Below are 19960 nucleotides of genomic sequence, written 5' to 3' on the forward strand. Positions count from 1 at the left end.
AATAAACTGTTCGACTTCTTATTGCTAAGAAATCGTCTTGGTCACTTCATCAGACATTGAAAATCAAAAATTGTTTTGATGTTCGATGCTGTGAGTGCCCACACAGATTGCTTGATTCAAATTGTTAAAGAGCGATGCAACAGAGTGTTGCTGCGGGAGTGAAATTCTACTCAACCGCCTTCTCGAGTCAAGCCTTATTTTCAAAGGCTTTTCGAGGTTATCGACTCGGCTGTTTGCGTTGCCGCTTGCCCTGTCGATGTGGCGCATTATAGAGATCCAGCTCACATTGACAAGGCTTTACCGCAATAAAATTGCAAAAAAGTGCAATTTCTTGGTTATTCATATTAACACACAGCCTTTATACAGACTTATCCACAACCAAGGGTGAAGTGAGGACGTTTTACACCGGATAAATGCCTTACAAGGGTACTGGCCTGGCACTCATCCACCATTGCCGCACTGTCGCGTCTAACGCGCAGCGCCCTCGACATCTTCTATATAAGAAGGCCTATGAGGAATATATAGAAGCGCTTATCCCAATCCAGCCTCTTTGACCCAGCACGCCATTAGCTCACCAGCGGGAAGATCCCGGCAGCCCGATACATCCTGCCCAGCCCAGAGCGGAGAGAAGCCACTATCCCCCGCCTTCTCGGCGGCGACGCGCAGCGGGGCCAGTGCGCCACTGGCATAGGGGAAGTGAGGGGCAAGATCCGAGAGCGGGCCCAGCTCTTTCATAAGACGGTTGACGATCCCCCGCGCCGGACGTCCACTGAACAGATTGGTCAGTGCCGTCTGCTGGCCCTCTGGTGAATGGATGGCGGCGCGATGCAACGCCGAGGTGGTCGCTTCATGGCAGCAGAGAAAAGCAGTGCCCATCTGCACGGCGCTCGCCCCCATTGCCAACGCGTTGGCGATCCCCTTGTCATCGACGATACCGCCAGCGGCAATCACCGGCAGATCGGTCACCGCGAGGATCTGCGCCAGCAGGGTCAAGGTGCTCTGCTGCAAGGCGAGATCATCGGAGAGGAAATGACCGCGATGGCCGCCCGCCTCCAATCCCTGAGCGATGATGGCGTCGGCACCGTGCTGGGCAAGCCATACGGCCTCCGCCACCGTGGTGGCGCTGGCCAAGACCTTGGCCCCCGCCGCCTTCACTTGGACAAGCAACTCGGGCGCGGGCAGGCCGAAGTGAAAGCTGACCACCGCCGGTCTGAACTCAGCCACCATGGCGGCATGTTCCCCATTGAAAGGTGCACGGCTTGGCGCCGTCGTAACAGCTGGGGGCTGTACGCCGAACTCGGCATAGTAGGGAGCAAGGCACTGCTGCCAGCGGGCCAGTACAACGGGATCCGGTTCCCGTTGCCGATGGCAGAAGAAGTTGATGTTAAATGGCCCAAGACCACTTTGGGCAAGACGCTCCAGTTCGCTGCGCAGCTCCGCTGGCGTGAGCATGGCGGCAGGCAAGGAGCCCAAGCCGCCCGCACGGGTCACGGCCAGCGCCAGCTCGCTACCCTGCACACCGGCCATCGGCGCCTGAATAATGGGATAACGCATCCCCAGTTCGCTAAAGAGGCTCATCCATTCACCCCTTTTGCAGCGTCCGCCGCCAGATGTGCGCGGGCCAGCGCAATGGCACCGTCGATGGCACTACGCGCCTGCGGGCTGTTCTGCCAGCAAGTCGAGCCCAGCATGCTGGCCACCAGCTGGACGATATGGGTGGTGTCGGCCTCGGCCAATCCGGCCAGGGTATGATAGCCCAGCTGTTCGAGCCGCCCGATAACGGGCGGCCCCACCCCTTTCACTCCGAGCAGCATTGCCCGCTCTTGTGGGGTAAACCGGTTATTGCCATCCATCTGTCAGACTCCTTTCTGATAACCGTGGTTAAACATCAGGCCCGCAAGGGGCCCGATGAAGAGAGTGGAGGCTTAACGCACGCTGCGCAGCAGGAAGTCCGGCTGACCACAGGAGCGGCGCTCGCGCTTTTGCATCTCGGCGGAGCAGGTGACCGCATCCGTCCCCTCTTTATTGACGCAGATGTAGATCTCCCGCAGGAAGCGGCCACCATCGGCGCAAGCCACCGTGATGTTGTCGGGGGCCAGCCACTGGTTGACGCTCGCCAAATCGGCCTTGAGCTGGAAGCTGGTTTTGCGCAGCGGCTCTTCCGGGGATTGATAAGCCGCCGGGATCTTCACCTTCTGGCGCAAATCACTCGCCAGCTGATGGAAGGCCTGCTGGCTCAGGCCGGAGCAGGTGCCATGTTTCTCCCACTCATGGCGATAGAGGAAACGGCTGGGGTAGAGGTCGGCAAACTCGCTCTCCATATCGGGATCGAGCCGTTCGCGAGTGCAGTTGCTGGGGTAACCGCGATCGTACTGGGGCCAAAGACCATGCAGCACAAAGCCCAGCTTGCGGGAACACTGGTCCCGATCCGCCGGTTTGACGGCGCAGTGCTCGGGCGACCAGGAGAGCGCCATGGCGTAATAGTCAAACTCCCCCGCCTCCCCTTTGGCCTGCACGGCCGAGGAGAGCAACAAACCACCCGCCAACAGGGCAATCATCTTCTTCATCTATATATGTCCATTTCAACCAACTCGGGAATGGCTGCAATGCTCCCATATTCCAGCGCGCGGAAACAGTGGTCCCGCCAAGGCTTGCGACAAGGGTCAGACCACTTCGGGGTTTCACCGGATACTAACGAGGCGTAAGCTGGCATCCTGGCGCCGGGTGCGCCACCGCATCATTTCAAGCAACCACAGGATGTAACATGATCCGCAAGAATCCCTCCGGCCATCTGCCTGTCATCGACGAATCCGCCTATATCGACAAAACCGCCATCATCTGCGGCAAGGTGATCATCAAAGAGAATGTCTTTGTCGGCCCCTATGCAGTGATCCGTGCCGACGAGGTGGATGAGAGTGGAAATATGGAACCCATCGTCATCGGCGCCAACTCCAATATCCAGGATGGCGTGGTGATCCACTCCAAATCCGGCGCTGCCGTCACCATCGGCGAGTACACCTCCATCGCTCACCGCTCCATCGTCCACGGACCATGCGAAGTGGGAAACCGGGTCTTTATCGGCTTCAACAGCGTGCTGTTCAACTGCCATATCGGCGATGGTGCCGTGGTGCGTCACAACTCGGTGATCGATGGCTGCGATCTGCCGCCGGAGTTCTACGTCCCCTCCACCACCCGCATCAACCAGCAGAGCGATCTGACCCATATTCCGCGGGTTTCAGTGGATGCCGCCGAATTCTCCGAGGACGTGGCCCACACCAATATCGATCTGGTCAAAGGGTACAAGGCGCTCTCCAACGAGTTCTGATCCCTCTGTATTCCCAGAGAACAAAACGGGCGCCGAGGCGCCCGTTGCTGTTTCTATTTCTACTTATATACGTGCGGGTCAGGAGCACTTCTTCAGGCTGATATGCCAATTGGCGCCGGATTGCACCTGATGCTTGGCGGCGAAGCTGTCCATGTTCAGCGCCACTGACACCTGCAGCAGACTGTTGAGGTAGACCAACGGCTGACCTTCCGGCACGTCACCGAAGCTGCTGACGTAAGGGGCCTTGCCGTCATATTTGACCACATCCCCTTCACGGATCTTGATGCAGGCGTTATCCCCCTTGTTGATCCCCGCCTTGGTCAGCAAGGCATCGTCGATATTGGTCCAGACGTTGCCGTACTGCACATCGAGGATCGGGATGGTGCCCTTGAGGGTGCCATCTTTCTCTGCTACCGCAGGCTGATAGGGGATCTTCACTACCTCGGCGGGCAGCAGCGGGCCAACCTGCTCGTAGCTGATAGCGCCGGAGGCGAGCCGTGCGCCGGTATAGGCGTACACATCGCGGCCGTGGAAGGTGTAGGACTTCTCGGAACCCTTGAGGCGGTTGAGCTTCTCGTCGATCTGGCGCACCGCCTCGATGCCGAAGTGCTCGGCCACCAGGGTCAGGGTGCCGTTGTCCGGAGTCACGATGTAGTGACCGCTCCTGGTCTTGAGGACCACTGACTTGCGCTCGGTGCCGACACCGGGATCCACCACGCTGACAAACACTGTGCCCTTGGGCCAGTACTGCAGGGTCTGGTAGAGGCGGTAAGAAGCTTCCCAGATGTTGTAAGCCGGGATCTCGTGGGTCAGGTCATAGAGCGGCAGGGTGCGATCCACCCCGAAGGCGACCCCCTTCATGGCCGACACGGCGCCATCTTTGAGGCCGAAATCGGTCTGGATCACCAGCGCTTCGTTGGCGGCGGCGATGCCGCTTGCCAGCATGAGGGCGAGCGCTATGGCGCGGGGTGTGGTGCGAATATCCATATCTGAACTCCTGAATCATCTGAGGATAACGAAACGGCGACGGCCATTTAGACATCCAGACTGCCACCAATGGATTTTTTTGCAAGGGGTTTGCAACAAAGTGAGGGACGACTCGCAGAAATTGTGCTCGCAAAACGTCGGCGGCGGGGGTATCAAAGGCAGAATGGGAAAACGTTTACAATACAGGAGCTCAGCACCATGACACAACCCGTACCGGAGATGATGACCCTGCTGCTGGAGATCGGTGAACAGAGCAGTCAGCTCTGGCTGAGCCAGCCAGATGCGGCCCCGTCACACTACCCGCTGGCCTTTGGCACCCACGCCATCCAGCCCGGACCGTTTCGCAATGCGCCACCCACCCCGCTCGAACTGGAGCGGGCCATCATGGTGGTGGAAGATGAGCTGATGCGCATCGCCCCACAGATCCCGCCCGGCTTGCAGCTGACCCTGCGCAGCCAGCCATCGCTGGCCGAAGCGCTGGGGGACAATGAACTCAGCCGGGATCTGGTGGAGCAAGCCTTTGGCCAGCTGGCCGCGATGGCGGAAGGGGATCCCCTCGCCGCCAGCTTGCTGCCACGCGACGAGCACTTTGCCGCCGTGCTGCTGATCGTCAGGGAGTGGCTGCACCATCTGGCCAGCGAGAGCGTGCTGATCGTGGAGTAGTGTCATGGCTGATGCCCCTTGCACTGCCGACTCGCGGTAAAACAGAAGCGCGGCGACGAGGTCCTGCGCCACCGCCATGCGCGACATGCAAAACCGGGAGCTATGCGCCCTTGCTCATCATCACCTTCTGCCGCGCCCCCAGCTTCTGTTACCATCGCGGCCACGATCACTCATTGCATCGCGGCCGCTGGCCGCGATAACCCCGACTGGTGCCCCTATGTCCACAGCCTCCTTTGCCGAACTGGCCCTCTCCCCCCGTCTGCAGCAGACCCTGACCGAGCTCGGCTATGCCGCCCCCACCCCCATTCAGGCTCGTGCCATCCCCGTCATTCTGGCAGGGCGGGATCTGATGGCGGGGGCACAGACCGGCACCGGCAAGACCGCCGCCTTTGTGCTGCCGCTGCTGGAGCAGTTGCTTGCGCAGCCACAAATGGAGTCCCAACGCCCGATCCGGGCACTGGTGCTGGTGCCGACCCGCGAGCTGGCGGTGCAGGTCGCCGAGAGCGTGGCGCGCTACGGCCAGGGCACCGGTCTCACTAGCACGCAAGTCTACGGCGGGGTGAGTATCGCGGCGCAGGTGGAGGCGCTTCAGACCGGGGTGGATATCCTGATCGCCACCCCGGGCCGTCTGCTCGACCATCTGCGTCAGGGGGCCTTGAGCCTTGATAGCCTCCGCCATCTGGTGTTTGACGAGGCGGATCGCATGCTCGACATGGGCTTTATGGACGAGATCAAGGCGCTGCTGAAACAGATCCCGGCGGGTCGCCAGACCCTGCTCTTCTCCGCCACCTGCGACGACAACCTGTTTGCCCTCTGCAAGGTGCTGCTGCGCGACCCCGAGCTGATTGAAGTGGCACCGCGCAACACCACGGCGGCCGAGGTGGAGCAGCGGGTCTACACGGTGGACAGCGATCGCAAGCTGGCGCTGGTCGAACACATGCTGAAAGTGAAAGGGTGGGCACCGGCACTGATCTTCAGCCGCACCCGCCAAGGTGCTGACAAGCTGGCCCAGCAGCTTGGCAAGGCGGGCATCAATGCGCTGGCCTTCCACGGCGATCTGTCGCAAAGCGCGCGGGAGAAGGTGCTGCTGGAGTTTCGCGCCGGCACCTTGCAGGCGCTGGTTGCCACCGACGTGGCGGCCCGCGGCCTCGATATCAGCGATCTCAACTACGTGATTAACCTCGAGTTCCCGTTTGTGGCAGAGGATTACGTCCACCGTATCGGTCGCACCGGTCGCGCTGGCAACAAGGGGCTCGCCATTACCCTGTTCAGCCCGGAAGATGCACCGCTGCTGGAGAAGGTGGAAGCGGTACTCGACACCCGTTTGCCCCAGCAGTGGTTCCCCGGCTTTGAGCCGGATCTCACCCGCTTCGAGCCCGAGCCGCGCCGCAACAGCAAGGCGGCCCAGAAGCAGCGCGCCAGAAAGCAGGCCCTCGCTGGCAACAAGGGTGGCAAGGGCAAGCGTTAAGCCTGCCCTGCGCCGCCAATAAAAAACGCCCGCACGGGCGTTTTTTGTTATCTGACAGAAGCCTGCTCTTGGCGAGTCACACCCTAGCGGGTCGCCAGCACCAGTGGCAGGGTACGCAGGATCTGCCGCTCTGCCAGGGTCGATAGGATAAACATCACCATATAGCCGAGGCCCAGCGCCACGATAATCGCCACCACGTTGGCGGTGAACTCGGCCACCAGATAGTAGGCGGCGACCAGCGCCACTATGCCCGCCAGCCGGATCAACAAACTCTGGGTAAAGTGACCGTGAGCCTTGATATAGGCGAGCTGATAGCCGTTGAGCATCATAAAGATAAAGAAGATGGAGAAGTGGAACAGCACCGGCACCGCCCCCACGTAGTCGGCGGGGAAGAACAACAGCACCAGCGGCTTGCCCGCCAGCAGCATCAAACCAAAGAAGGCCAGACTGACGATGGCGGAGAGGCGGAAGATCCAGCGGCGAATAAGCCTTATCTGGCGGTGATCGCCGTTACGCAGATTGACCGCCAGCTCAGGCAGCACAAAACGGTAGATGGGGAAGACAAACAAGGTGGTCATATAGGTGAAGATGGGGCGCACCACTACCTGAAAATCCCCCAGCTCGTCGATGCTGAAGTGGCGGATGGTGAGCAGCACAGTGATGTAGATCATCAGGATGCTGGCCCCCGCCTCCAGGGATGCGGTAAAGCTCTTCTTCACATAGCTCACCATCTCGGGGCCGAGCGCCACCTTGGCCAGCGGCTTGGTGGCGATGGCCCGGCGCCGCGAAACATACATATAACCTGCGATGGCGAGCGACGAGAAGGTCAGCCCGTAGAAGAGCGAAGGGAGCGCATCCATCCCGAGCCCAAAGTAGCAGGCCATAAACAGCAGACCGTTGGCCAGCGGCTCCAGCCAGGTGACCCGGTTGGAGAGCGCATACATCCGGTACATGGCCACCAGATTGGTGAAGTAGACCTTGAGCCCCAACCCGAAGATGACCCCCACCAGTTGCAGATACTCCACCCGGATATGGAGCCCGTGCTTGATATAGGGGATCACCGCCCCCCAGGTGAGCAGCACGATACCGATGAGGAAGTAGCGAAAGATATTGATGATGTCCCGATCGTTTTTAGTCTGGGAGTAGCTCACCACCATGGAGGAGCGAAAACCTGTCATCAGGATAAAGGAGAGGGAGATCAAATCCACCACGCTGTTGAACAGCGCCAGCTCCCCCTTGGCGACCCACTGCGCCAGCCACACCTTGAAGGCGAAGCCGATAACGATGCTGACCAGCGAGGCCCACATCCCGGTGATAAAGGCCTGCTTGAGGCGCGCGAGAGAGGCGTATTGCATAACGAAAATGGATAACTTTCAGGAAAAAGAGAGAGGGCCATCTTATGAAAGCCCACCCCCCTTGAACAGCCTTAATCTCGCAGTGCCAACGCCCGCAATAAGTGGCCGCAGAAAAGCCGCAACAGCAAAACCCCGCTTATTTCCTGAAAGCGGGCGTTTTGTGGTGTGCCGTTATGGCTGCTGATTGCAGCGATGGCACGGCTTGCTGCCAGTCTGTCGCGCAACCCTTATGACTGCGGCACCGCCTTGATCAACTCTTCATAGTGATCAATCAGCTCGGGGCCGTGCAGCGGCGAGTCGTGCCCGCCAATCACCGTCTTGATCGGCAGCTTCATCGCCTTGAGCCGCTCGATGGTCTGCGGATAGGCCTTCACATTGGCAAAGCTCAGGTTGCCCAGCTTCTCCTTGAGGATGCAGTTGCCATAGAGCACCTGCTCGTCGGGGAAGTAGACAAAGATGCCGTCCGGCGTATGGGCCGGGCCCGCGTAGAAGGCGCGCACCTTGCCCTCTTGCAGCGTGAAGTCGCCATCGTGCACCACGTTGGGCAACACCAGCGGCAGATCCGGGAACTCCGGCAGCCCCTTGCGGGTAAAGGCGACAATCTCGGCCCAGTCGCTCTTCATCAGATCCCGGGTCTGGCGCGTCGCTACCACCTTGGCCCCGATGGACTTCCAGTAGGCATTACCACCCACCCGGTCGGTGTGGTAGTTGGTGTTGATCACCTCCAGCACCGGCTTGCTGCTGACCCGTTTAATGAGCTTGTGCAGCTCGCGGGCGGTATCCGGCGTCCAGGTCGCCCCCACCACAGTCACCCCCTTGGCCCCGAAATAGACCATGGAGTTCTCTTTGACGTAGTAGTTGTCCTCCACCACATAGACAGGGCCGCTTACCTGCTTGAGCTCGATCCCCGCTGCCCGCACGCTGCCACCCCAGAAACTCGCCATCAGCACCACGGCCCCGGCCAATGTGCACTTCATCCAACCTTTCATCATCTTGCTCCCTCGAACCAACCGCCCCCTCGCCACCCCTGTGGCAAGCCGGGCCTTTTAAGCAGTGGGCAGAAGATACGGGAGATTTGTGAGGGGAAAATGAGGTTGTGTGAAGAGAAAGTGAAGTCTGGGGGAATTCAGAAAAATCAGGGGGAATCGGCGGCCTCTCGGCCACGATCTATTCGCAAACGTCCGAATACGCTTCGCTATTCGAACCTGCAACACAGATAGCGGCCCCTCACCCTAGCCCTATTCCGAGGGAGAGGGGATGGCCCGAGCCAATTCCACGCTGCTCATATTCACCCGAACCACAGAGCCAACACACAACTAGCGGGGCATATCTGCTCCCTTCTCCCACTTTTGATCACAAACAAGGGGAGAAGGGCTGGAGATAACAATAACTCCCACAATGTAGGGTCGATTAGCGCAGCGTAATCGTCCGTTTATCGCCACGCCTCGAGTCATGGCAAGGCCAACAGGAAACTCTGAATATCACCTGCTTCTCGGCCACTACTTGTTCGCGTTCGTCCGAATACGCTCACTATTAGAACCAATGCCCTAAAGCTAAAGCAGACAGTATATACGGTCTATATCAACCGATTATCTCGTAACCAAGTTGATCTAGGGTTATATATGAGATACATATGTTATTGTCTTTTTCACTTTGACTTATTCTTTCTTTTTCATCGGCCTTCAATTCTGAATTCAATACCAAAATGAGATGTATTTCTGGTTTATGTCCAGTGATATCCTCATGAATTTGACATGCGTTTTTAATTCTACTAATGGAGAAGGCTAGGTATGCGGTCAACTGACTTGGATTCCTCAACCATTTCACTTCGAATATCTTGTTGTTTTTATTGTCTTTACTGGAAATGAAACCATCAAACTCTACAAATTTATTGTTTTGTGTTATCCGTACATTACGCTCTATCTCACCATGTGTTTGAGATACTAAATTCAAAGCCTTCTCTTCAATGTCCAATGCAAGCCTCATAGTAGCACCATGGCCTTGTTCATTAAGCTTTGCAATATTAATTGATGTGCTTTTAAATTTTTGTGGTGATGTGGGGGGAACCACTGATGCTATTTCTTCGGCTACAGCCTCTTCGACCTTTCTACGTAGATTATCTTCTTTGCTCAAAACTTCTTTTTTAAAATCAAAGTAATTTTTATCTTTGCTTATTATAGCGGCAAGATTTTGTAAAAACTCTAGTTCAGTGACTGCTGTTGCCACTATAAATATAGCTGCGAAGTATGTGGTCCAGTGAGAAGAGAAAAATGCAATAGATGTGACCAACATAATAGAGAACAGCTTTGTAGCATGGCCTCTTTGCTTTTCCATGAAGGTAATGCATAAACAAATGGCTGCCACTAGTAATGAGGTGGTTCCAATAAAATTTGGGTATGTATCTGGCGGAGGGAAATAGTTCATATTAAAAATAACCCCATAAATATATTCCCTTATCAGATTAACTATCTATAGTGGTGTTCAAATAGGCTCTATTGAAGCCTTTTATACGCGAAATTTATTGTTTTTTCTATAAGGATTTCAGTAATAAAATTAAATCTCAGATATCTTTCACACTTTTCTCAGCGCAAGGGGATTGGTCTCAATACTGGACCATCAGGAGGATAAAAAACCACCCGCATAGCGGGTGGTTTTGTGTTCGTTATCACAAGAAAAACTACTAATATTCAATCCCTGATGGCACTCACCCCAACGGCGGCGTGCGTGGCGGCACCATACGCTTGCTGCCGGTGGACTCGAAGGCCGAAGCAAAGCGCAGCAGGTTGTTGTCGTCATAGGCGCGACCGGCGAAGGTCAGGCCCACCGGCATACCGATATCGGCCATCACCCCCATAGGGACGGTAACGGTCGGCACGCCGAGATGGCGAATGGCGAGGTTGCCGTTGGCAACCCAGATGCCGTTGCTCCAGGCGATATCGGCGGAGGCCGGATTCACATCCGCATCAGCCGGGGCGACGTCAGCGACGGTCGGGAACAGCACGGCGTCGAGCTTGAGCCCGTCCATCCAGTCCTCCAAGTCCAGCTTGCGAGTTTTCTCCAGACCGCGCAGGCCGTCCGGCACTGTGGCGATCTCGTCCCAGGATTTCAGGCCGCGCTTGGCCATATTGACGTACTCGTCCATGCCCGCCGCCAGATCGCCCTCGCGGTTCGGCAGGGTGCCCGGGTCGTGGGGGAAGATCTTCGGCCCATCGACATCGGCCAGCTTGTTGAGCTTGGGATCACCGTTGGCGCGCAGGAAGTCGTCGAACGCCCAGCCGGAGAGCTCCCACAGCTCGTCGTTGAGAAACTCCGGGCTCACGATGCCGCGATTGAACACGGTCGGCGCGCCGGGTCTGTCCCCTTCGCAGTTGGATACCAGCGGGAAGTCCACTTCGATGACTTCTGCGCCAGCGGCTTCCAGCGCCTTGCGCGCTTCTTCCCAGAGGGCAATCACGGTCTCGCGGGTATGGATGCGCTGACCGGTCGGGCCGCCGATACCGGGGTTTTCGCTGGTGCCGGCCAGTTCATCCTTGTTGATAAACATGCGCGGCACGCCGAGGCGCTTGCCCTTGAGGGCATCGGCCTTGGCTGCCAGCTCCAGATAGGAAGCCGGACGCACCTCGGAGGCCTTGGGCAGCTGCACCCAGGGCTGCATGCGCCACAGATCGCCACGGGTATCGGCATCGTCGGCGACCACTACATCGAGCACTTCCAAGAGATCGTTCATGGTGCGGGCATAGGGCACCACTACATCCATAGTCGGGGTCAGCGGCCAGTTGCCGCGCACCGAGATGACGCCACGGGACGGGGTGTAGGCGCACAGGCCGTTGTTGGAGGCAGGGCCACGGCCGCTCGACCAGGTCTCTTCGGCCAGACCAAAGGCGGAGAAGCTGGCGGCGGTGGCGGTACCGGCACCGTTGGAGGAGCCGGAGGCAAAGGGCGCGGTCAGGTAGTCGGCGTTGTAGGGGCTCTCGGCACGGCCATAGACGCCGCGCTGCATGCCGCCATTAGCCATCGGCGGCATATTGGTTTTGCCAAGGCAGATGGCACCGGCGGCGCGCAGGCGCTCAACGGTAAAGGCATCGCGCTGGGCCACCAGATCCTTGAAGGCCGGGCTGCCGGAGGCGGCGGTCAACCCCTTGACCAGATAGCTGTCTTTGGCGGTGTAGGGGATGCCGTCGAGCGGGCTCAGGGTCTCGCCACGGGCACGGCGGGCATCGGAAGCCTCGGCTTCTTTCAGCGCATCGGGATTGGCGACCACCACGGCGTTGAGTTTGGTGGCAGTCTCGGGGCCGTTGTAGGCCTCGATCCGGGCCAGATAGGCCTTGACCAGTTCGACCGCTGTGGTGCGGCCTGATTCGAGCGCAGCACGCAGCTCGGCAATGGAAACCTCGGTCACTTCGATCATGGGGATCTCCTGTAAAAGGGTGACTGTTTGTCATGATGTTCGCCGCATCAGCACCGGCGACCATCACACCATCAAGAGAGAAAACCCCACGGCGTGGGGTTTTGAATACCAACGGGAACCGGTTTACGACCCGTCGCGAGAGGCCGTCAGCAAGGTGAAGAGCAGCGCAGGAACCGTAGTGTATGTGAATACATGAGGATTCCGAGCAGCACATGAGCCTTGATCACGGCTTCGCAGCAGGATCGTCATCCGGTTCTTATTTGCCGGAGGGGATCTGCTGGGTGATGCAGTGAATATTGCCACCGCCCAGCAGGATCTCGCGGGCCGGCACGCCGACCACTGTGTGATCGGGGAAGATCTCTTCCAGAATGCGCTGAGCTTCGCCATCGGTGGCGGCATCCAGCAGCGGATAGACGATGCGATCGTTGGTGATGAGGAAGTTCACGTAGGAACCGGCCAGACGGCCCTCGGCCTCGCGCGGCACACCGGTACCGCTCTCGACACCGGCAGACTCCTCTTCAGTGCAGAACAGCGGGCCCGGCTGGGGCAGCTTCCACACTTTCAGCTTACGCCCCTTGGCATCGACCGCCGCTTCCAGCACCTTGAGGGCGGCCACGGAGCGGGCGTACTGGGGATCGTTCTGATCGTCAGTCCAGTGCAGCGCCACTTCACCCGGACGCACGAAGCAGCACATGTTGTCGATGTGGCCGTCGGTTTCATCCATATAGACGCCTTCGTCCAGCCAGATGAAGCTGGTGACGCCCAGATAGTCGCGCAGGTAAGCTTCGATCTGCGCTTTGGTCAGGTGCGGGTTGCGGTTTTCGTTGAGCAGGCACTCGGCGGTGGTCAGGCAGGTGCCTTCGCCATCGACGTGGATGGAGCCACCTTCCAGGATCAGCGGCGCATCGTAGCGAGCCATCTCGTGTTGGGTCAGCATCTGGGCTGCCACTTCCTCATCCTGATTCCACGGGTAGTAGAGACCACCCTTGTGGCCGCCCCAGGCGTTGAAGCCCCAATCCACCCCACGGCACTCGCCGGCTGCGTTGGTGACAATGGTCGGGCCGGTATCGCGGGCCCAGCAGTCATCGCTGTCCATTTCAACCAGAGTGACGTGGGCGGGCATGATGGCGCGGGCCTGCTCCATAAACTGGGCCGGAACCCCCATAAAGACCGGAGTCGCGCCACCGATGGCATCGGCCACCTTGGCGAAGGTCTCTTGCGCGAAGCGACCGGCTACGCGCCAGTTGTCCGGGCGAAACGGCCAGATCATCCAGACGGCCTGCTGGTGCGCCCACTCGGCGGGCATGGTGAAGCCGTCGGCGGCCGGCGTGGAGTTAATGGTCTTGATGCTCATCGCAAGGCTCCTTGCATGGATTGAGGCCCCCGTTTACGCCAGATGCGGCACGGGAACCCGGAAAAATAAGAGTGGGTCGCAGATTAAGACGTTGCGCCCCCATCCATCAAATGAATAGGATGGATTGTCCCATAAACACGGCGAATAATCCCCCCATGAAACTGCACCAGCTCGATCTCAATCTGCTGCTCGCGTTTGACGCCCTGATGACGCAGGGCAGCGTCACCCGCGCCGCCGAAGCGCTCTTTATCAGCCAGCCCGCCATGAGCCACTCCCTTAACCGGCTGCGCACCTTTCTCGGCGACCCGCTGCTGGTGCGTACCCCGCAGGGGATGCTGCCGACCCCGCGCGCCCAGCGGCTGCATCTCGGGGTGCAGCAGGCGCTGCGGCTGCTGGAGCAGCAGCTCAGCGAAGAAGAGGAGTTCGAGCCGCGCCAGTCGAAGCGGCGCTTCGTGCTCTGCACCACAGATTACGTGGAGTGCGTGCTGATCCCGCCGCTGATCCAGCGCCTCAGACGGCTGGCGCCGGGGGTCACCATCGAGATCCGCATCCTGCGCGACACCCTGCCCGAAGCCGAGCTGGCAAGCGGCGAGATCGATCTGGTGCTGGGCTTTGACGAGTACATGCAGGTGCCGGGGTATCTTGGCAAGGAGACCTGGCTCACCGAGCCGCTGGCCGGACTGGTGCGCGCCGATCTGCCGATTGCCAAATCGGCCCCCGCCGGTGCCGAGGATGACCCCTCCCAGTGGCAGGAGCGCATCACCCTGCAGCAGCTCATCGCCATGCCCCATGTGTTCCACTCGCCGCTAGGTACCTCGGAGGCAAGCCTCGACCGCTATCTGAAGAGTCAGGGCTTTAGCCGCACCATCTCGGTCAACAGCCAGAGTTACATGTCCGCCGCCGCCATCGTCAGCCAGAGCGATCACCTTTTGGTGCTGCCCAGCATGGTGGCCGAGCTGCTCGCCACCCACTGGCCGCTGAAAAGCCTGCCGCTGCCCGAAGACGTGCCCGACTACCACCTCAACTGCGTCTGGCACCCCGTGCACGCCCAGCAACCGGCGCTGGTGTGGCTGAAAGATTTGATGAAAGAGCTGGTGGGGCCGAGGTAAAGCGGAATGCACTTCCCGAAAACAACAGTGGCTCCCGAGGGAGCCACTGTTGTTTCTGCGGTATCGCGTTACGCCCGCAGGGCCCGCATCAGCTGGGCGACTACATCGTCGAGCAGGGGGCGATCGGGGCGGCACTGGGCGAAGGTAATAAGACCCTGCAGGTTGATCAGCAGCAGGGCGGTGAGGGTGTGGATATTGCTATCCGGGGCCAGCTCGCCCTTGGCCTGCGCCTGCGTCAGCAACTCGGCCAGATCCTGCTCCAGCTCGCCATAGATCCCCTTGACCCGCTGGGTCAGCTCCTCATCCTGCTCGCTCAGCTCCATCATGGTGCGAGTCACCAGACAGGAGCCGCAGAGCGCCTCCCCCACAATCCGGTCGAGATAGGCCGCAAGGCCCGCCAGCGGGCTCGGGTTGTCGAGCAGGGAGCGGCGCAGGGTGCGTTTGCCCTCGACATAATGATCCACCGCCGCCAGCAGCAGGCCTCGCTTGTTGCCAAAGGCGCCGTAAATGCTGCCCGGATGGAGGCCTGTGGCGGCCACCAGCTCCTGCATGGTGGTCTTGGCATATCCCTTGGCGCGAAACGCTTCCATGGCATTTCGCAGTACCTCGTCCCGATCAAACTCGGCTATGCGCATGGTTCCTCCCGTGGGAAATGGTTCACCGGCAAGGGGCAACAGGGCCCGCCGATAAAGAGTGGCTGGAAAGGGCGGCAAGTTTACCCCAGCCGCCTGCTCGGGCCAACCTTCTTGAACGCTCATTCAAAAAAAGCTTGCGCCCGACGTAAAAAACGTCTTGAATGCACGTTCAAGAATAACCCGTTCAGGACAACCTATCATGAATACCCTGTTTCAGCCGTATCGACTCAATGACACTCTGACCCTGGCCAACCGTTTCATGATGGCCCCGCTCACCCGCTGCATGGCAGGCCCAGGTCTGGTGCCGACCGAGCAGATGGCTGCCTATTACGGCCGCCGCGCCGACATCGGCCTGATTGTTTCCGAGGCCGTCATCATCCGCCCCGACGCGCAGGGCTACCCCAATACCCCGGGCCTCTTCACCCAGGCGCAGATCGATGGCTGGAAGAAAGTGACCAGCGCCGTACACGCCAAGGGCGGCAAGATCTTCGCCCAGCTGTGGCACGTCGGCCGCCTCTCCCACCCCTTCTTCCATCAGGCTGAAGTGTTGGCCCCCTCTGCCGTGGCGCACGAGGGCACTGTGCCCCGCATGCGCGAGCTGACCTATCAGGTGCCGCGTGCCCTGACCGAGGCGGAAATCGCCCAGCTGGTGCTGGATTACGCCCAGGCCGCTGCCAACGCCATCGAGGCGGGCTTTGACGGGGTAGAGATCCACGGTGCCAACGGCTACCTGATCGACCAGTTCCTGCACCACTCCACCAACCTGCGCACCGACAACTACGGTGGCAGCCCGGAAAAGATGAGCCGCTTCGCGCTGGAAGTGGTCGATGCCATCAGCGCCCGCATCGGTGGTGATCGGGTTGGCATTCGTCTCTCCCCTGGTGCCTATGTCCATCTGGCGGGCAGCCCGGAAGATCGCGCCGTGTTCGACTATCTGCTGGGCAAGCTCAACGATCGCCCGCTGGCCTATATCCACCTCGGCATCTTTGATGACAACCTCACCTTCGATTATCTGGGTGGCCGCGCCTCCGACTATCTGCGCGCCCACTACAAGGGCAATCTGGTCGGGGTGGGCAACTACGACGCCGAGCGCGCCGCAGCGGCCATCGAGGCTAACCGCTTCGATCTGGTGGCTATCGGCCGTCCGCTTATCGCCAACCCGGACTACCTCACCAAGGTGAAGAAGGGCGAAGCGCTGGTGCCCTACGCCGACACCATGCTGGCCGAGCTGGTATAACCGCAAAGCCATCACCAGACGACAGGCAATAAAAAACGAGGGGAGCGATTGCTCCCCTCGTGCTATCTGGCTGATGCGCTGATCAGCTGGTGCAGACTTAATTGGTGCGGATGCTTAATTGGTACGAAATAGCGCCTCGATGGAGAGCCCCTGGCTCAGCAGGATCTCCCGCAGACGGCGCAGCCCCTCCACCTGGATCTGGCGTACCCGCTCGCGGGTCAGGCCAATCTCGGCCCCCACATCCTCGAGGGTGGCAGGCTCATAACCCAGCAGACCGAAACGACGGGCCAGCACTTCCCGCTGCTTGGGGTTGAGCTCTTCCAGCCAGTGTACAATGCTGCTGCGCATATCATCTTCCTGTGACTCCAACTCAGGCCCCATGCCGCGCTCGTCGGAGAGCACATCCAGCAGCGCCTTGTCGCGATCGCCACCAATGGGGGTGTCCACCGAGGTGATCTTCTCGTTGAGTTTGAGCATGCGGTTCACGTCATCCACCGAACGATCCAGCGCGAAGGCGATATCCTCGGCGGTCGGCTCGTGATCGAGACGGTGAGAGAGTTCGCGCGCGGTGCGCAGGTAAACGTTTAACTCTTTGACCACATGAATGGGCAGACGGATGGTGCGGGTCTGGTTCATGATGGCCCGCTCTATGGTCTGGCGGATCCACCAGGTAGCATAGGTAGAGAAACGGAAGCCGCGCTCGGGGTCAAACTTCTCGACCGCGCGGATAAGACCGAGGTTGCCCTCTTCGATGAGATCCAGCAGCACCAGGCCACGGTTGTTGTAACGGCGGGCGATTTTCACCACCAGTCGCAGGTTGGACTCGATCATGCGCTTGCGGGCGGCTTTGTCACCGCGCAAGGCACGACGGGCGTAGTAGACTTCCTCTTCGGCAGTGAGCAGCGGGGAGAAACCTATCTCCCCCAGATAGAGTTGCGTGGCATCCATCACCTTGTTCAGTTCCGGTGCCAGCAACTCATCGGAGATAATATCTTCCGCCTCGGCGGCTACCTCCTGCAACTCTTCTACTTCATGAGATTCGGGTTCAGCGTCAAACTCTAACTCTGCATCCTGCATTACCAGTTGTTCTTGGCTCATGGTGTGTCTCCCTGACGTTACCAGAGTAAGACGGTCTCTCTGGGGTTAACGCTTTGGCAAATAGCTCATCGGATTGATCGACTTGCCTCTGTACCGGATCTCGAAATGCAATCGCACATCCGGCGCGTCCGTGCTACCCATGTTGGCAATGACCGAGCCCCCCTTGACGCTGTCCCCTTCCTTCACCCGCAACTCGTCGTTGTGTGCGTAAGCGGAGAGATAGTCATCATCATGCTTGAGGATAATCAGCTTGCCGTACCCCCTTAAAGCACTGCCAGCGTATACCACTTTACCGCTGCTGGCGGCGTAGACGGGTTGCCCCTTCTGGCCGGCTATGTCGATCCCTTTGTTACCCTGTTCTGCAACAGAGAACCCCTCGACAATCCGGCCTTTTGCGGGCCAGTGCCAAGCAAGTCTCGACTGGGAGTTGTTTATTTTTTGTTCTTTGGACTGAGCGTATTCCTTCGGTGCTGCCGGAGCAACGGATTTCTGAGAGATGAACGGCGTGGTCTGACCAGATCCACTCGGCTCGGCCAACGGACGCGGACCGCTGCTCGGACGGCTCACGGCCACCGGCGTCACGGTTGCCGGACGAGTCGCAGCCACCATCTGGGTCGAACCGCCGCCTGCGGTCTGGACATTGAGCACCTGACCCGGTTGCAGCGCATAGGGGGCGCTCAGGTTATTGCTCTGGGCCAGCGCCTGCGGCGTCATGCCGAACTGGCGGCCGATGCTGCTCAGGGTATCGCCGCGGCGCACCTCATAGGTACCGGCACTGCGGCTGCTGCCAACACTGGCGCTGGAACCATCGAGTCGCAGTCGCTGCCCCGGATAGATGTTGTAGGGCGGGCTGATGTTGTTGAGGCTGGCCAGCGACGGCACGTCGTTGCCGGAGTTGAAGGCGATGGAGTAGAGGGTATCGCCCCGTTTCACCACATAGCTGCCGCCCTGAATGGGGGCGCTGACCTGGGCACCGCTTTGGCGAGCCGGAATGGTCGAGACAAACTGCCCCTCATCAACACCATCTACCGGAGCTGCATTTTTACTGGAGGAGCAGGCAAGCAGCAGCCATGACAACACCACGACACTGCTTCCTTGCCAAATACGCGAACGCATAATGGATCCTTAACGACTAAACCAGAAATAGGCCACCACGGCCAGACCAATACAGAGCCAACCGAGCACATCTACGTAGTGCATCAGTTTGCGTTCCATCTTCTCGCCACCCCAACGCATCAGGCCCGCAACCAGGAAAAAGCGCATGCCACGACCGATGAGGGAGGTGATGATGAAGGGCAGCAGAGCCATTTGCAACAACCCTGCCGTCACGGTAAACACCTTGTAGGGGATAGGGGTGAAGCTGGCAATGAAAATGACCCAGATCCCCCACTGCTCAAACCAGTTGCGAGCAATCTCGATCTTGTCCTGATAGCCCACAGACTCCACCAGTGGCAGCACGACCGGATCCCACAGCGCATAGCCAAGGGCATAGCCAAACAGGGCGCCCAGCACAGAGAAGAGGGTGGCCAGCGTGGCGTAGTGCCACGCCTTGTTTGGCTTAGCGAGCGCCATCGGTGCCAGCATCACGTCCACCGGGATGGGCCAGAATACCGACTCGATGAAAGCGGTGATGGAGAGATACCAGGGGGCATGCTTGTGGCGAGCCCACTGCATCACCAGTACGTACAAACGGGAAAACAACTTCACTCAACATCTCCGTCAATCAGGGGAACAAATCGTACCGGCTCCAGAATACGGCTGGTCAGCTGGGATCCGGATCGTTCGATCAGTTGCAGGGTCTGCTGGCTGTCACCCACGGGCAACACCAGTCGGCCCCCTTCGGCCAGCTGATCGGTGAGTGCCGTCGGGATCTCGCTCGCCGCGGCCGTCACCAGAATGGCATCATAAGGCCCCTTATTGGGCCACCCCAGCCAGCCGTTGCCGTGCTTGGCCGAGACATTGTGCAGATCGAGCTGGCGCAGTCGGCGTCTGGCCTGGAACTGCAGCGACTTGATCCGCTCCACGGTATACACATGCTCCACCAGATGGGCGAGGATCGCCGTCTGGTAGCCCGAGCCAGTGCCAATCTCCAGCACATGGGCCGGATTGTTTTGCATCAGCAACTCGGTCATTCGCGCCACCATATAGGGCTGCGAAATGGTCTGGCCGTGGCCAATGGGCAGGGCGGTGTTATCCCACGCCTTGTGCGCCATGGCCTCGTCCACGAACAGCTGGCGCGGCACTTTCGCGATGGTCGCCAGCACGCGAAAATCGCGAATATCCTGCGCAATGAGCTGATTTAACAGGCGCTGTACTATCAC

The 19960-nt window shown here is 59.3% G+C and carries 19 protein-coding genes; 5 read left to right on the plus strand and 14 right to left on the minus strand.

The genetic code is table 11. From position 1 onward, the window contains the following. Positions 1-531: 531 nt before the first annotated feature. From G5332_RS16865 to G5332_RS16875, 3 genes are all read right to left on the minus strand, one after another. Positions 532-1578: an NAD(P)H-dependent flavin oxidoreductase gene (locus G5332_RS16865; RefSeq protein WP_421311417.1), complete on the minus strand. Its 1047-nt coding sequence runs from the start codon at positions 1576-1578 to the stop codon at positions 532-534. Next, a complete protein-coding gene (locus tag G5332_RS16870) occupies positions 1575-1853 on the minus strand; it encodes a helix-hairpin-helix domain-containing protein (protein WP_216951994.1) in 279 nt (92 codons plus the stop codon). Before G5332_RS16870 ends, G5332_RS16865 begins: the two co-directional genes overlap by 4 nt. Before the next feature lie 72 nt (positions 1854-1925). Further along, positions 1926-2567 (minus strand): ribonuclease T2 family protein, encoded by a 642-nt coding sequence (locus G5332_RS16875; RefSeq protein WP_421311419.1) that lies wholly within the window; start codon positions 2565-2567, stop codon positions 1926-1928. 197 nt (positions 2568-2764) lie between these two features. Here G5332_RS16875 and G5332_RS16880 point away from each other — a divergent pair, with 197 nt between their 5' ends. Beyond that, positions 2765-3325, plus strand: coding sequence for a carbonate dehydratase (locus G5332_RS16880; protein WP_346197720.1), 561 nt, complete (start codon positions 2765-2767; stop codon positions 3323-3325). Between the two features lie 78 nt (positions 3326-3403). Here the strand turns inward: G5332_RS16880 and G5332_RS16885 are convergent, their stop codons facing one another. Then, complete coding sequence (locus G5332_RS16885) at positions 3404-4312, minus strand: SAM hydrolase/SAM-dependent halogenase family protein (protein ID WP_421311421.1); 909 nt, start codon at positions 4310-4312, stop codon at positions 3404-3406. 198 nt (positions 4313-4510) lie between these two features. Here G5332_RS16885 and G5332_RS16890 point away from each other — a divergent pair, with 198 nt between their 5' ends. Further along, positions 4511-4975 (plus strand): hypothetical protein, encoded by a 465-nt coding sequence (locus G5332_RS16890; RefSeq protein WP_164536146.1) that lies wholly within the window; start codon positions 4511-4513, stop codon positions 4973-4975. Between the two features lie 217 nt (positions 4976-5192). Beyond that, positions 5193-6443, plus strand: a complete 1251-nt coding sequence (locus tag G5332_RS16895; RefSeq protein ID WP_421249975.1) for a DEAD/DEAH box helicase — start codon at positions 5193-5195, stop codon at positions 6441-6443. Between the two features lie 83 nt (positions 6444-6526). Here G5332_RS16895 and G5332_RS16900 read toward each other — a convergent pair whose 3' ends face one another. The 5 genes from G5332_RS16900 to aguA form a co-directional block, all read right to left on the minus strand. After that, positions 6527-7798, minus strand: a complete 1272-nt coding sequence (locus G5332_RS16900) for a hypothetical protein (RefSeq protein WP_421249976.1) — start codon at positions 7796-7798, stop codon at positions 6527-6529. Positions 7799-8025: 227 nt separating this feature from the next. Beyond that, on the minus strand, positions 8026-8790 hold the full coding sequence (locus G5332_RS16905; RefSeq protein WP_421258275.1) for a CphA family subclass B2 metallo-beta-lactamase: 765 nt from the start codon (positions 8788-8790) through the stop codon (positions 8026-8028). Between the two features lie 589 nt (positions 8791-9379). Further along, positions 9380-10132, minus strand: coding sequence for a hypothetical protein (locus tag G5332_RS16910; protein ID WP_368172550.1), 753 nt, complete (start codon positions 10130-10132; stop codon positions 9380-9382). A gap of 370 nt (positions 10133-10502) precedes the next feature. Next, the gene (locus G5332_RS16915; RefSeq protein WP_421311424.1) at positions 10503-12206 is read right to left on the minus strand and encodes an amidase; all 1704 of its coding nucleotides are present in this window, start codon (positions 12204-12206) and stop codon (positions 10503-10505) included. 256 nt (positions 12207-12462) lie between these two features. Next, entirely contained in the window at positions 12463-13560 is a 1098-nt protein-coding gene (gene aguA / locus G5332_RS16920; RefSeq protein WP_421311426.1) for an agmatine deiminase, read from the minus strand. Between the two features lie 155 nt (positions 13561-13715). On the opposite strand from aguA, the gene G5332_RS16925 reads away from it, so the two are divergent. After that, positions 13716-14669 (plus strand): LysR family transcriptional regulator, encoded by a 954-nt coding sequence (locus G5332_RS16925; protein WP_421311428.1) that lies wholly within the window; start codon positions 13716-13718, stop codon positions 14667-14669. 68 nt (positions 14670-14737) lie between these two features. Here the strand turns inward: G5332_RS16925 and G5332_RS16930 are convergent, their stop codons facing one another. After that, a complete protein-coding gene (locus G5332_RS16930) occupies positions 14738-15304 on the minus strand; it encodes a TetR/AcrR family transcriptional regulator (protein WP_021229505.1) in 567 nt (188 codons plus the stop codon). A 199-nt stretch (positions 15305-15503) separates the two neighbouring features. Here G5332_RS16930 and G5332_RS16935 point away from each other — a divergent pair, with 199 nt between their 5' ends. Beyond that, entirely contained in the window at positions 15504-16541 is a 1038-nt protein-coding gene (locus G5332_RS16935) for an alkene reductase (RefSeq protein ID WP_160881992.1), read from the plus strand. Positions 16542-16655: 114 nt separating this feature from the next. On the opposite strand, the gene rpoS is transcribed toward G5332_RS16935, so the two are convergent. Genes rpoS through G5332_RS16955 form a run of 4 tightly spaced genes read right to left on the minus strand, consistent with a single transcriptional unit; the run spans position 16656 to position 19960 of the window. After that, entirely contained in the window at positions 16656-17639 is a 984-nt protein-coding gene (rpoS, locus tag G5332_RS16940) for an RNA polymerase sigma factor RpoS (protein ID WP_005362773.1), read from the minus strand. 45 nt (positions 17640-17684) lie between these two features. After that, positions 17685-18755 carry a LysM peptidoglycan-binding domain-containing protein gene (locus G5332_RS16945; RefSeq protein WP_042081491.1) on the minus strand — a complete coding sequence of 357 codons (1071 nt, stop codon included), beginning with the start codon at positions 18753-18755 and terminating at the stop codon, positions 17685-17687. Between the two features lie 9 nt (positions 18756-18764). After that, positions 18765-19346: a YqaA family protein gene (locus G5332_RS16950; protein WP_047439434.1), complete on the minus strand. Its 582-nt coding sequence runs from the start codon at positions 19344-19346 to the stop codon at positions 18765-18767. After that, positions 19343-19960: a protein-L-isoaspartate(D-aspartate) O-methyltransferase gene (locus G5332_RS16955; RefSeq protein ID WP_005335507.1), complete on the minus strand. Its 618-nt coding sequence runs from the start codon at positions 19958-19960 to the stop codon at positions 19343-19345. Before G5332_RS16955 ends, G5332_RS16950 begins: the two co-directional genes overlap by 4 nt.

It is taken from the genome of Aeromonas sp. 603757 (assembly GCF_049171255.1).
Lineage (GTDB): Bacteria > Pseudomonadota > Gammaproteobacteria > Enterobacterales > Aeromonadaceae > Aeromonas > Aeromonas veronii_A.